Below are 13,356 nucleotides of genomic sequence, written 5' to 3'. Positions count from 1 at the left end.
TGGGGCGCGGAAAAGAAAAACCAGGTGGATTTCTACAACCGCCGCTTCGTCGCCGGCGAGCTCGACAACCAGAGCTTCGCGGAAATCGCGCGCGCCATGGGCGCCGAAGGCATCACGGTCGACAAGCTGGAAGACGTGGGTCCGGCGCTGAAGAAGGCGATCGACATGCAGATGAATGAAGGCAAGACGACCATCATCGAAATCATGTGCACGCGCGAGCTGGGCGACCCGTTCCGCCGCGATGCGCTGAGCAAGCCTATCCGTCACCTGGACAAGTACAAAGATTACGTCTGATGCGCCCGGGTTGTCGGATGACGCCCTCTGGGCTGATCCGACCTGCGTATCCGCGTATGGCGCGGGCGTAGGTCGGAGTAGCCGGGCGTATGCCCGGCGTAATCCGACGCAGCGTTGTGACGAAATTCTCACACATTGTCACTTCAGCATCGTAATTTCAATAAAGAATACAAAGCGTCCCGGTATTTGGATTATTTGATTTGACAAGCACTCGCATTCAGCTTAAATTCAATAAAATACTAAAAAACGGAACGAAAAGTACCAAATTCGACTCACGGAGACAAAAATGAACACACGCGTAATGACCGATGCCGTCACCACCGACTTCCTGCAAGCGTTCGGCGATGCCTGGAACCGCCACGATATCGAGGCCCTGATGGCCGCCATGGCCGACGACTGCGAATTCCACGCCGTGGCCGGTCCCGACTTGCTGGGCAAGAGCTTCATCGGCCGCGATGCCGTGCGCGCCGGCTTCGAACTGGCCTGGCAAACCTTCCCCGACGCGGCCTGGCTCAATCCCGTGCATTTCGTCAGCGGCGAGCGCGGCGTGACGGAATCGACCTTTGCCGGCACCAAGGCCGACGGCACGCGCATCGAGGCGCGCATGGTCGATATCTTCACTTTCCGCGATGGCAAGATCGCCGTGAAGAACGCTTTCCGCAAGGACCGTCCACCGGTCGTCAGCGCCACCACCCAAGCCTGAGCCAGCACGTTCACCAGGAATGACCATGAACAAACCTGTCGATACTCCACCTGGCGTACTGGGTAGCAGCACCGCGGCCCGCACGCCTTACGATCCAGGCTACGATCCGCTGGTGGCGCAGCGCCCCGGCCACGGCAATGCCTACGCGCCCACCTACTGGATCGGCACGGCGGGCGAGCCGCCGGCCGACGATGGCCCCATCACGCATGACATCGATGTCGACGTGGCCATCATCGGTTCCGGTTTCACGGGCCTGACCTGCGCCATCTTCCTGGCCCAGGAACACGGCATCAAGGCCACCGTGCTGGAAGCGAACCGCGTCAGCTGGGGCTGCAGCACGCGCAACGGCGGCCAGGCGCAATGCACGACGGGCCGCCTGAAGCGCTCGCAGTGGATAGACCGCTACGGCATGGACACGGCCCTGAAATTGCACACGGAAGTGTGCGACGCGATGGCAACGTTCAAGAAGATCACGGCCGACATCGATTGCGACCCGCAGCCGGGCGGCCACCTGTACATCGCCCACAAGGCGAAGGCCATGCCGGCGCTGGAAAAAGAAGCCAAGGTGATGCGCGAGATCTTCAAGTACGACGCGCGCATCCTCGACGCCGACACCGTCAAGCGCGAGTACGTGGATGACAAGGAAGCGGCCGGCGCGCTGCACGAGCCGGAAGGCATCGGCATCCACGCCGGCAAGCTGGCCTTCGGCTACCTGCGCAAGGCGCGCGCGCTGGGCGCCAAGGTGCACCCGGCGAGTCCCGTGATGGGCTGGGAAACGCGCAACGGCGTGCATTACCTGCAAACGCCGGGCGGCGTGGTGCGCGCCCGCGCCGTGGCCGTGGCCACGGGCGGCTACACCTCGCCCCATCTGCATCCGCAAGTGAAGAACCGCTTGCTGCCTATCCTGTCGAATTCCATCGTCACGCGGCCGTTGACCAATTCGGAAATCGAGGCGTGCAACTTCCGTACCCATCAGGTGATCACGGATACGCGCATCCTGCGTCATTACTACCGTTTGATGCCGGACAACCGCGTGCAGATCGGCAGCCGCAGCGCCATCACGGGCGCCGATGCACCGGACGGCAAGTACGAGCAGTTCCTGGTCAACGATCTGCACCGCAAGTTCCCCGCGCTGGCCGGCATCGGCATCGACTATTCATGGTGGGGCTGGGTCGACGTCAGCCACGACATGATGCCGCGCATCGTGCAGCCCGATCCGAAGCAGTCGATCTTTTACTCGCTCGGCTACGGCGGCAACGGCGTCATGTATTCGGCGCAGGCAGGGCGGCGCATGGCCGAGCGCATCGCCGGCAAGGCCAGCGACACAGGCTTGCCCATCTTCAACTCGAAATTGCCGTATCCCAACATGATGGAACTGGTCGAGTCGCAGGCATTCGCCCCGTTCCGCCGCCTGGGCCAGCGCTTCCTGTACCGCTGGTATCACTTGAAGGATGAAGTTTTCTAACAGCAGCACTGTAGTTCAAGCCGCCGCATGCGTTGACAAAGATCAGCCAGCGGCGCCTCCCGCAAGGGATGAGATTGCCCGCAGCGTTCACATAACAATAAACTTGGAGTGAGACATGAACACGAATACGAGCAAAACAGGTTTTTCATCGATGCGCCGCGCCGTCCTCGGCACCGTGGTGCTGGGCGTGGCGCTCGCGTCCAGCGGCGCTGTCTTCGCGCAAGGCAAGGAAGTGACGATTGCCTACCAGGAAATCAACGGTCCCTTCCTGGTGGCGATTGCCAGCGGCGAAGTGGAAAAAACCACGGGCTATAAAATCAACTGGCGCAAGTTCGATTCCGGCGCCAAGGTGGCGACCGGCATGGCGTCGGGCGACGTGCAGATCGGCGTCATCGGGTCGAGCCCCCTGACGGCCGCCGTCAGCCGCGGCGTCGACTTGCAGCTGTTCTGGATCATCGACGACATCAATGAAGCCGAAGCGATGGTGGCCCGCAACGGCGCCGGCATCACCAAGCCCGCCGACTTGCGCGGCAAGAAGATCGCCGTGCCGTTCGTGTCCACCACGCACTTCCACACCATGTTCGCGCTGGAAACGTGGGGCATCAAGCCGACGGAAGTGAAACTGCTGAACATGCAGCCGAACCAGATCGCCGCCGCCTGGGAACGGGGCGACATCGACGCCGCCTTCGTGTGGGACCCGGCCTTGAGCAAACTCAAGCAAAACGGCAAGGTGCTGGTGACCTCCGGCGAACTGAGCAAGAAGGGCAAGGCCACGTTTGACGGCATGGCCGTCGAACGCGCCTGGGGCGAGGCGAATGCCGACTTCATGGCCAAGTTCGTCAAGGTGATGGCGGCCGCCGACGCCGACTACCGCGCCAATCCGAAAGCCTGGACCGTCGATTCGCCGCAGGTGAAGGCCAACGTCAAGCACTCGGGCGCGGCCGCCAAGGACGTGGCCGCTTCCGTGGCCCTGTACGCCTACCCATCGCTGCAGGAACAGGCGTCGCCCGCCTGGCTCGGTGGCGGCGCGAAGGGCGGCGTGGCGCAAGCCTTGCTGGCCACGGCGCAATTCCTGAAGGGCGAAGGCAAGATCGACACCCTGGCTCCTGACTACGCCAAATATGTGACACCCAGGTATGCACAGGCCGCTGGCCTGCTGAAGTAAACGTTGTGCGATGGCGCGCCTGCGGGCGCGCTGACTGAACAGAATGCGTTGAACTGAAGTGACTACACCTATGCGGGGACACGATGGAAAATCTGTACGTCAAGGATGTCAGCGTGATTTATCCGGGCAAGACGGCCGGTGAACGCGTGCATGCCTTAAATAATATCAACCTGACCATCAATAGCGGCGACTTCGTCGTCGCCCTGGGCGCATCGGGCTGCGGCAAGACCACCTTGCTGAGCCTGATGGCGGGCTTTATCGCCCCGTCCAAGGGTGAAATCATGTTGGGTAGCAACAAGGTGGAAGGGCCGGGCGCCGACCGTGGCGTCGTGTTCCAGAAACATGCCTTGCTGCCGTGGCTGAACGTGATGGAAAACGTGGAATTCGGCTTGAAACTGCAAGGCGTGCCGAAAGCCGTGCGGCGCGAACAGGCGGCCAAGAACCTGGCGCTGGTGGGCTTGAAGGACTTTCACGACAATATGATCTATCAGTTGTCGGGCGGCATGCAGCAAAGGGTCGGCATTGCCCGCGCCCTGACCAGCAATCCGGCCATGCTGCTGATGGATGAACCGATGGCGGCGCTCGACGCGCTGACGCGCGAAACCATCCAGGAATTGCTGCTCGATATCTGGGCCAAGTCCAGCACCATGTTCTTCTTCATTACCCACAGCGTCGACGAGGCGCTGTTCCTGGCGAACCGCCTGATCGTCATGTCGCCCCGTCCGGGCCGCATCACGCATACGTATGAACTCGATTTCAACAAGCGCTTCCTTGAATGCCGCGATGCGCGCGCCGTGAAATCGAGCCCGGACTTCATCAAGATGCGCGAAACGGTGCTCAACATCATTTATGGCGACGAGCGCGCCGTCAATAAAGAGCTGGAGGTGTCCCATGCATAGCCCATCCGTCGTGGGATTTCCTCCCACCACCGCCAAGCGCGCCGGCTTTTTCTCGCGCCTGTTCGCTCCCCGCTGCGCCATGCCCGGCGAAGCGTTCGGCGCGCCGGGGCAGGGCAATTCCAGCCGCATCGCCACCGTCACCGTCATCGCCGTGCTGCTGCTGTGGTTTGGCGTGACGGCCAGCGGCATGGTCAAACCGCTGTTCCTGCCGTCGCCGCAAGCCGTGTACGAGAAATTCATCATGGCGGCCACCACGGGCTTCGGCGGCGCCACCCTGTGGGAACACACGGTGGCCAGCCTGGTGCGCGTGTTTGGCGCATTCGGCCTCGCGTGCCTGTTCGCCATTCCCATCGGCGTGATGATGGGCGTCAATCGCGTGGCGCGCGGCATCTTCGATCCCTTGATCGAGTTCTACCGTCCGCTGCCGCCGCTCGCATACTTGCCACTGGTCATCATCTGGTTCGGCATCGGTGAGTTTTCGAAGGTCTACCTGATCTTCCTGGCCATCTTTGCGCCGATGGCGATCGCGGCCCGCGCCGGCGTCAGCTCCGTGTCGCTGGAGCAAATTCACGCGGCCTACTCGATGGGCGCCACGCGCTTCCAGGTGATCGTGCACGTGATCCTGCGCGCCGCGATACCGGAAATCCTTACCGGCATGCGCATCGGCATCGGTGTGGGCTGGACCACCCTGGTGGCTGGCGAGATGGTGGCGGCCACGCGCGGCCTCGGCTACATGGTGCTCAGCGCGTCCGAGTTCCTGGCCAGCGATGTGGTGATCATGGGCATCATCGTGATCGGCTTCTTCGCTTTCCTGTTTGATTTGATGATGCGTTACCTCGAACGTACCCTCGTGCCATGGAAGGGCAAGGTGTAAGACGTTCACGGGGAGTGGCGCGCACGCCACAAGTGTTGCGCGCCGCTCCCTATCTTTTTAACCTTTGCCGTGCCGATGTCGAGGCCGGCTCAACGTAACGCCCGGCAACGCCCCTTACTTTTCTCCCAACGTGTTTCGCCCTCAGGCGACCGCGCCGGGCCGCTGCATTTCCAGATTGACTTATGGCATGCAGCCAACCAGACTGATTTGATGATGTATCGATGCTGCTTGACAGTGTTGCCCATAAAAAATAAAGCCGCGCGGCAGGAATCGGCCGCAGCAGGCGAGGGCGCACTGAGCTTCAGATATTACTAGGAGACACACATGATTAGCGACAACCATAACAACACGGGCTTGCAGCACTCGCTGAAGCAACGCCACATGAGCATGATCGCCATTGGCGGCGTGATCGGCGCCGGCCTCTTTGTCGGCAGCGGCGTCATCGCCAAGGCCGCCGGCCCGGCCGCCATCCTTTCCTTCTTGCTCACGGGCGGCCTGGTCGTCCTGATCATGCGCATGCTGGGCGAGCTGGCCTCGTCCCTGCCCGTGGTCGGCTCCTTTTACGAATATGCGCGCCTAGCCTTCGACGACAAGCCGAAAGTGTCGAAATTCCTCGGTTTCATGAGCGGCTGGATGTACTGGTACTTCTGGGTCGTTGTCGTGGCGCTGGAAGCCATCGCCGGCGCCAAGCTCGTCAACTTCTGGCTGCCCGACGTGCCCTCGTGGTCGATCAGCCTGGTGCTGCTCGTTTCCATGACCGTGCTCAATCTGTTCTCGGTGAAAGCGTTCGGCGAATTCGAGTTCTGGTTCGCCTCGATCAAGGTGGTCGCCATCATCGTCTTCCTGTTTGTCGGCGCCCTGTTCATCACGGGCAGCTTGCCCAACAGTATCCCGACCCTGGGTTTCTTGACCAGCAACGGCGGCTTCATGCCGCACGGCTGGGGCCCGGTCCTGAGCGGGGCCGTCGCCGCCACGGCCTTCTATTCGGGCGCCGAGATCGTCACCATCGCCGCCGCCGAGACGTCGGACCCGGCCAAGGCCATCGCCCGCGCCACCAATTCCGTCATCACGCGCGTGCTGATGTTCTATGTCGGTTCCATGTTCGTCGTCGTCTGCATCGTGCCCTGGGATTCGCCAGCCATCGCCACGCCCTTCGTCAGCGCCTTGAAGGTGATGAACATTCCGTACGCGGCCCACATCATGAACGCCATCATCCTGACGGCCGTCTTGTCGGCCCTCAATTCCAGCCTGTACGCGTCGTCGCGCATGATCTTCGCGCTGACCCGCCGCGGCGATGCGCCGACGGGCCTGGTGAAACTGAGCAAGAACGGCGTGCCCATTCGCGCCATCCTGTTCAGCACCTTGTTTGCCTACTTCGCCATTGCCGTCTCGTATGTGTCGGCCGACCTCGTGTTCCCGTTCATCGTCAATTCCTACGGCATTCTGATCCTGTTCGTCTACCTGCTGATTGCGATATCTCAATTGCGCCTGCGCCGCCGCCTCGAACGCGAATGCCCGGAACGCATCAAGGTGCGCATGTGGCTGTTCCCCTACCTGACGTATTTCACCATCATCGCCATGCTGGTGATCCTCGGCGCCATGAGCGTGTCGTCCGATACGGAGCAGCGCGTGTCGTTCTGGTTCGGCCTGTTGAGCGTGGTCATCATGAGCGTCATGTACTACATCAAGAAACTCGTCAACGACGACCGCGCGGGCGGCGATGCCGCCGATGCCAAAGTGGAGCTCAAACATGTCTGACGCCACCTTGCTGCCCGCTGGCCGGCGCCGCTTCCTGCGCACCACGGCCGCCCTGGGCGCGGCCGCCGTGGCGGGGCCGGCCCTGGCCGCTTCCGTCACCCTGCCGTTTGAAAACGGCGAGCGCGAACTCGTGGCCTTCCCACAAAAGCGCCCGCTGATCCTGCTGACCAGCCGCCCGCCGCAGCTGGAAACGCCGTTCAGCGTCTTCAATGAAGGGGCGATCACGCCCAACGACGCGTTCTTCGTGCGCTACCACTGGAGCGGCTTGCCCAGCAGCATAGATGGCGGCAGCTACCGGCTGCGCATAGGCGGCCTGGTGACGACGCCCCTGGAATTGTCGCTGGCGGACCTGAAGCAGCTGGCCGAACCCGTCGACGTGGTGGCCGTGACCCAATGTTCGGGCAATAGCCGCGGCTTCTTCGCCCCGCGCGCGAATGGCGGGCAGCTGGGCAATGGCGCCATGGGCAATGCCCGCTGGACAGGCATCCCCCTCAAAACCGTGCTGGAAAAGGCGGGCATCGCGGCCAGTGCCGTGCAGGTGGCCTTCAACGGCCTGGAAACGCCGCCCGTGGGCGACGGCCCCGACTTTCAAAAGGCGCTGTCCGTCGAGCACATCATGGCTGGCGACGTCATGCTGGCCTGGGCCATGAATGGCGAGGACATCCCCTTCCTCAACGGCTATCCGCTGCGCCTGATCGTGCCAGGGTTCTACGGCACCTACTGGGTCAAGCACCTGAGCGACATCACCGTGCTCGACAAGCCGTTCGACGGCTTCTGGATGAGCACCGGCTACCGCATTCCCGACAATGGATCCGGCTTCATCGAGCCGGGCGCGCCCGTGGGCAAGACGACGCCGATCAGCCGCCTCAACGTGCGCTCCTTCATCACCAGCGTGCAGGACGGCGCGCAAGTGAAAGCGGGGCGCGACCTGGCCTTGCGCGGCATCGCCTTCGACAGCGGCCACGGCATCAGCGAGGTGACCGTGTCGTCCGACGGCGGCCAGACCTGGCAGGAAGCGAAGCTGGGCAAGGACCTGGGGCGCTTCTCGTTTCGCGAGTGGACGATGCTCGTGAAGGCGCCGCGCAAGGGCAGGCACGTGCTGATGGTGCGCGCCGTCAACCGCATCGGCCAGAGCCAGCCGATGAAAGCCCTGTGGAATCCCATGGGTTATATGCGCAACGTGGTGGAAACCACGCGCATCCAGGCAGTCTGAGGAGATTCACATGCGAATGAACATATTGATTGCCGCGCTGGCACTGGCGGCGGCGGGCAGCGCGTGCGCGCTGGACATCCAGCTGCCGCCGGAAACGGCCACGTATAAACCCAGCGAATTGCCCGGCTACCAGCTGGTGCAGCGCAACTGCATGACCTGCCACGCGGCCCAGTATGCGTCGAGCCAGCCGCCCGCCTCGCCGCGCGCCTACTGGGAAGCGACCGTCAAGAAGATGAAAAAGCCGTTCGGCGCGCAGTTTGCCGACGCGGACGTGCCGGCCATGGTCGATTACCTGGTGAAAACCTATGGCGCGGAGCGGGGCGCCGCCGCCACGGTCGCGGCTGCGGTCAAGCCTGCCGCCGCCGTCGCCGCGCCGTCCACGGGCGGCAAGGATGCGAAGACCTTGCTGGCGGAGAATGGCTGCATGGCTTGCCACGCCCTTGCCCAGCGTGTGATCGGTCCCGGTTTTGCCGAGGTGGCGGCCAGGTACAAGGGCAAGGATGGCAGCGCTGCCGTGGCGGCGCATATCCGCCAGGGCGGTTCCGGCAAATGGGGCGCCGTGCCCATGCCGCCGTTCAGCCAGCTCAGCGAAGCGGACGCGGCCGTGCTGGCCAAATACGTGCTGTCCAGGTAAGTCCAGCCGAGGCCAGGCGGCGCTCGTCGGCCAGGCTTGCCGCGCCAACCCTGGCCGTTGGCGCGGCAAGCCCGTAATACCACTTGCGCCGGCGCTGCCTGGCGGTATTGCTTTCCATCACCTTGCGCAAGCCTCTTTTTCACATCTTCCATTCGCCGCCGCAGCGCGCACCGGCGCCGTGCTCAATACCACTGGTATTGTAAAAAACACCGTTGTACAAAACCACTTGACTACCAATTTCGGGCGTCGCATTCTCTGTGCAGAAAGCCGACGCTTCGCTGTGCTTTCTTTACGTACAACATAAAAAGCTACTTCGATAGTTTTCGTATAACGTTCAGGAGACATTGTGAAGACACGGCAAATAAGCCGGCTGGCCTCGCCTTTGATGGCTGGCCTGCTGGGCAGCGCGCTGCTCGCATGCGGCGGCAATTCCACCACCGAACCCCCATCGACCCTGCTGGCCGCCACGGCCGCCAGCGATAATTGCACGGCCTGGAGCGCCGCTGCCGTCTACACGGCGGGCCAGTGCGCCGTCTACGACGGCAAGGTCTACCGCGCCAAGTGGTGGGTGCAGGGCACGGCGCCGAATAACGACCAGTGGGGACCATGGAGCCTCGACACCGCCACGCCAACCCCGACACCGACACCGACACCGACGCCCACGCCCACGCCAACGCCAACGCCAACGCCAACGCCAACCCCGACGCCCACGCCCGGCATCCCCACCAAGGCCCAGGCCGAGGCCAACGAGGCGGCGCTGACGAACAACGATTTCTTCCGCAAGGTCAAGGCGTCGATCCGCACCCTGGGCAATACGGCCGTCGAAGCCGTGCAGCCCGGCCTGGCCAGCAATCCGCTCAACGTCAAGCGCGTCGAACGCCTGCTGCCGGCAGCGAAGTGGGATTACTATTTTGCCGCGCGCGACGTCAGCTACACCTACCAGCGTTTCCTGCAAGCCGTGGCCAAGTTCCCCGCCGTGTGCGATGACTACAGCGACGGGCGCAATGCGGATGCCATCTGCCGTCACAGCCTGGCCACCATGTTCGCGCATTTCGTGCAGGAAACAGGCGACCATAACGCCAGCAGTCCGCTGCCGCAATGGCGCCAGGGCTTGAAGTATTTGCGCGAACTGGGCTGCGACGAGACGGGCGCCGGCTGCGGCTACAACGTCGAGTGCGCCGACCCCGTCTTCAACAAGGTCTGGACATGCGGCAAGAATGCCGACGGCAGCTTCAAGAAGTATTTCGGCCGCGGCGCCAAGCAGCTGTCGTACAACTACAACTATGGGCCGTTTTCGCAAGCGATGCATGACGGCGATCAATCCGTCCTGCTGAAAAACCCGGATCTCGTCGCCTCGACCTGGCTGAACCTGGCGTCGGCCACGTTCTTCTTTGTCTATCCGCAACCGCCGAAACCGTCGATGCTGCATGTGCTCGACGGCACGTGGGTGCCGAACGCGGCCGATACGACGGCCGGCGCGGGCAACAATTTTGCCACTACCATCATGATCATCAACGCCGAATGCGGGCAGGGCACGGAAAAGCAGGCCGCGCAAAACCGCATCGATTACTACAAGCAGTTTGCCGCCGACATGGGTTGGGATTATTCCGGCGAGCAGCTGTCGTGCGCCAACATGCAACGCTTCACTCCGGCCAGTTCCGCTTCCTACAACATCTATTGGGAAAAGAACTGGAGCGCCGGTGGCGACAACCAATGCCAGCTGGTCAGCTATCAAACCCCGTACAGCGCCTTGCTGGCCGGGAACTACGTGAAATGCGTGGAAGCCAACTGGAATGTGAAGTTGCAGTAACAGCAAGTGCAGCACAAGCCGGCCAGGGATAACAGTTGACAAGAGCCCCTCAAGGGGCCTGCAACAGCTCTCGATGTACAACCATAACGGAGACCGATACCACATGAAATCGAATGCATTATTGATGGCCTTGCTCAGCGGCGTGCTCGTCGCTTGCGGCGGCGGCCAGGAAGGCACGACTGCCACGCCGAACACCCTGCTGGCCGCCGTCGAGGCGTGCGCCGTCTGGGATGCCGCCACCGTCTACACGGGCGGCCAGTGCGTGGTGTACCAGGGTGTCAACTACAAGGCCAAGTGGTGGACGCAGGGTAATGTCCCCAGCGCCGCCGACCAGTGGGGCCCGTGGGCAGTGATCGATACGCCAACGCCGACACCAACCCCGACGCCGACGCCAACGCCGACCCCGACCCCGACCCCGACACCAACGCCGACACCGACACCGACACCGACACCGACACCGACACCGACACCAACACCGACACCAACGCCAACGCCAACGCCAACGCCAACGCCAACGCCAACCCCCACGGCTTGCCGTCCGGACGGCCTGATCTCGCCCGTGCCGAATGTGCCGTATTGCAAGGTGTACGACGCGAATGGCCGCGAAGTACTGAGCAATGGCTTGAACCGGCGCATCGTCGGCTATTTCGCCAGCTGGCGCACGGGCGTCGATGGCAGCCCCACGTACCTGGTGAATAACCTGCCGTGGGACAAGATCACCCACTTGAACTATGCGTTTGCCACCGTCGATCCGGCCACGTCGAAGATCGCCATCGGCAGCGGCGCGGCCAACCCGGATACGGGCCTGTCCTGGCCGAACGTGCCGGCGGCGGCCATGGACCCCTCGCTGCCGTACAAGGGCCACTTCAACTTGCTGTCGCAATACAAGAAGAAGTATCCGGGCGTGAAATTGATGATTTCCGTGGGCGGCTGGGCCGGCAGCGGCGGCTTCTACACGGCGACGACGAATGCGGACGGCAGCGTGAACACGGCCGGCATCAACACCCTGGCCGATTCCATGGTGGCGTTCGTGCGCCAGTACAACTTCTTCGATGGCGTCGATGTCGATTACGAACATCCGACTACCAACAATGAAGCGGGCAATCCGAACGACTTTGCCGTCTCGAAGCCGCGCCTGGCCGGCCTGATGACGAGCTACAACGTGCTGTTGAAAGTGCTGCGCCAGAAGCTCGATGAAGCGGCCGTGCAGGACAACAAGTATTACCTGCTCACCATCGCCGGTTCCGCCTCGGGCTGGGTCTTGCGCGGCGAGGAAAACATGTCGGGGTTGAAATACCTTGATTACGCGAGCCTGATGTCGTATGACTTGCACGGCGCGTGGAACCAGTACGTGGGGCCGAACGCGGCGCTGTTTGACGACGGCAACGATGGCGAATTGCGTGCCGGTAACGCCTACCAGTTCCAGAACATCGGCTACCTGAACACGGACTGGGCCTACCGCTACTACCGGGGCGCCATGCAGGCAGGACGCATCAATATCGGCGTGCCGTTCTACACGCGGGGCTGGAAGGATGTCACGGGCGGCACCAACGGCCTGTGGGGCACGACGCCGCTGATCAGTTCCACCGTCACCTGCGCCGGCACCAAGACGTGCGGCACGGGCGCCACCGGCATCGACAACGTCTGGTTCGACCTCGACTCGCAGGGCAAGCCAACGCCCGGCGGCGGCAACCCCATCTGGCACGCGCTGAACTTGCAGAACGGCATAGTCCCGAGCTACCTCGATGCCTATAAGGTCACCGACAAGGCACTGGTGGGCAGCTATGTGCCGTACTACAGCAGCACCATGGTGGCGCCGTGGCTGTGGAATGCGACCAAGAAAGTGTTCATTTCCACGGAAACCACGCAGTCGATCGCGGCCAAGGCCCAGTACATCGTCAACAACAATATCGGCGGCGTGATGATCTGGGAAATGGCGGGCGACTATGCCTGGGATGCCACGCGCAACGGCGGCAAGGGCGAGTACTTCATGGGCACCACCCTGACGGACGTGCTGTACCAGGCCTTCCGCACGGCTGGCGTGTATGGCAACAAGCGCGCCGAGATCGCCATGCCGGGCACGGCCGCCAACGTCAGCATCACCCTGGGCAGCTGGAAGCTGGGCGACAGCAACTTCCCCATCAATCCGGTAATGACGGTGAAGAACAATACGGCCACGACCCTGCCGGGCGGCACCGTGGTGGAGTTCGACTATCCCGTGTCGGCGCCGTCGGACATGAGCGACCAGTCCGGCTTCGGCTTGACGGTGATCAATGCCGGCTACACGGGGCCGAACAATATCGGCGGCTTCACGAAGAACTACAACCGGGCCCGCTTCGCGATTCCCGCCTGGCAATCGCTGGCGCCGGGCGGCTCCGTGGCGCTGACCCTGAACTACCGGTTGCCGATCTCGGGACCGGCCAATTACACGGTCACCGTGGGCGGCACCAAGTATGCGCTGACGCAGGAGTATCCGGAACTGCCGGTGGCGCTGCCGTAAGGGGCGATACGGTAGTGTAAACAGACAAGGGCGGAACCGCG

11 protein-coding genes are annotated in these 13,356 nt (G+C 62.8%); all 11 read left to right on the top strand.

Going from position 1 to position 13,356, the window contains the following annotated elements:
* Nucleotides 1-294 (top strand): thiamine pyrophosphate-dependent enzyme (locus AC1RDJ_RS25990; RefSeq protein WP_493029163.1); only part of this gene is annotated, 294 nt, incomplete at its 5' end.
* A 286-nt stretch (nt 295-580) separates the two neighbouring features.
* Nucleotides 581-997, top strand: a complete 417-nt coding sequence (locus AC1RDJ_RS25985; RefSeq protein WP_232250933.1) for a nuclear transport factor 2 family protein — start codon at nt 581-583, stop codon at nt 995-997.
* A 25-nt stretch (nt 998-1,022) separates the two neighbouring features.
* The gene (locus tag AC1RDJ_RS25980) at nt 1,023-2,462 is read left to right on the top strand and encodes an NAD(P)/FAD-dependent oxidoreductase (RefSeq protein ID WP_071324511.1); all 1,440 of its coding nucleotides are present in this window, start codon (nt 1,023-1,025) and stop codon (nt 2,460-2,462) included.
* 115 nt (nt 2,463-2,577) lie between these two features.
* Nucleotides 2,578-3,627: a taurine ABC transporter substrate-binding protein gene (tauA, locus tag AC1RDJ_RS25975; RefSeq protein ID WP_493029162.1), complete on the top strand. Its 1,050-nt coding sequence runs from the start codon at nt 2,578-2,580 to the stop codon at nt 3,625-3,627.
* An 83-nt stretch (nt 3,628-3,710) separates the two neighbouring features.
* A complete protein-coding gene (locus AC1RDJ_RS25970; RefSeq protein WP_071324509.1) occupies nt 3,711-4,526 on the top strand; it encodes a taurine ABC transporter ATP-binding protein in 816 nt (271 codons plus the stop codon).
* 79 nt (nt 4,527-4,605) lie between these two features.
* Entirely contained in the window at nt 4,606-5,400 is a 795-nt protein-coding gene (locus AC1RDJ_RS25965; protein ID WP_051959683.1) for an ABC transporter permease subunit, read from the top strand.
* Between the two features lie 324 nt (nt 5,401-5,724).
* Nucleotides 5,725-7,158: an amino acid permease gene (locus tag AC1RDJ_RS25960; RefSeq protein ID WP_289889144.1), complete on the top strand. Its 1,434-nt coding sequence runs from the start codon at nt 5,725-5,727 to the stop codon at nt 7,156-7,158.
* Complete coding sequence (gene sorA, locus AC1RDJ_RS25955) at nt 7,151-8,371, top strand: SorA family sulfite dehydrogenase catalytic subunit (RefSeq protein ID WP_493029160.1); 1,221 nt, start codon at nt 7,151-7,153, stop codon at nt 8,369-8,371. Before AC1RDJ_RS25960 ends, sorA begins: the two co-directional genes overlap by 8 nt.
* Before the next feature lie 10 nt (nt 8,372-8,381).
* Nucleotides 8,382-9,005: a SorB family sulfite dehydrogenase c-type cytochrome subunit gene (gene sorB, locus AC1RDJ_RS25950; protein ID WP_493029159.1), complete on the top strand. Its 624-nt coding sequence runs from the start codon at nt 8,382-8,384 to the stop codon at nt 9,003-9,005.
* A gap of 346 nt (nt 9,006-9,351) precedes the next feature.
* The gene (locus AC1RDJ_RS25945; protein ID WP_493029157.1) at nt 9,352-10,815 is read left to right on the top strand and encodes a glycoside hydrolase family 19 protein; all 1,464 of its coding nucleotides are present in this window, start codon (nt 9,352-9,354) and stop codon (nt 10,813-10,815) included.
* A gap of 103 nt (nt 10,816-10,918) precedes the next feature.
* A complete protein-coding gene (locus AC1RDJ_RS25940) occupies nt 10,919-13,315 on the top strand; it encodes a chitinase C-terminal domain-containing protein (protein ID WP_493029155.1) in 2,397 nt (798 codons plus the stop codon).
* The last annotated feature ends 41 nt before the right edge of the window (nt 13,316-13,356 follow it).

Source organism: Janthinobacterium sp. GW822-FHT07H10 (assembly GCF_058798675.1).
The sequence above is the reverse complement of the archived record's forward strand: the minus strand, read 5'-3'. Positions and strand labels throughout refer to the sequence as shown.

What these genes read in the sequence shown, in the direction of transcription:
- AC1RDJ_RS25985 (WP_232250933.1), top strand. Translation starts at nt 581, where the DNA reads ATGAACACACGCGTAATGACCGATGCCGTCACCACCGACTTCCTGCAA.
- AC1RDJ_RS25980 (WP_071324511.1), top strand. Translation starts at nt 1,023, where the DNA reads ATGAACAAACCTGTCGATACTCCACCTGGCGTACTGGGTAGCAGCACC.
- tauA (WP_493029162.1), top strand. Translation starts at nt 2,578, where the DNA reads ATGAACACGAATACGAGCAAAACAGGTTTTTCATCGATGCGCCGCGCC.
- AC1RDJ_RS25970 (WP_071324509.1), top strand. Translation starts at nt 3,711, where the DNA reads ATGGAAAATCTGTACGTCAAGGATGTCAGCGTGATTTATCCGGGCAAG.
- AC1RDJ_RS25965 (WP_051959683.1), top strand. Translation starts at nt 4,606, where the DNA reads ATGCCCGGCGAAGCGTTCGGCGCGCCGGGGCAGGGCAATTCCAGCCGC.
- AC1RDJ_RS25960 (WP_289889144.1), top strand. Translation starts at nt 5,725, where the DNA reads ATGATTAGCGACAACCATAACAACACGGGCTTGCAGCACTCGCTGAAG.
- sorA (WP_493029160.1), top strand. Translation starts at nt 7,151, where the DNA reads ATGTCTGACGCCACCTTGCTGCCCGCTGGCCGGCGCCGCTTCCTGCGC.
- sorB (WP_493029159.1), top strand. Translation starts at nt 8,382, where the DNA reads ATGCGAATGAACATATTGATTGCCGCGCTGGCACTGGCGGCGGCGGGC.
- AC1RDJ_RS25940 (WP_493029155.1), top strand. Translation starts at nt 10,919, where the DNA reads ATGAAATCGAATGCATTATTGATGGCCTTGCTCAGCGGCGTGCTCGTC.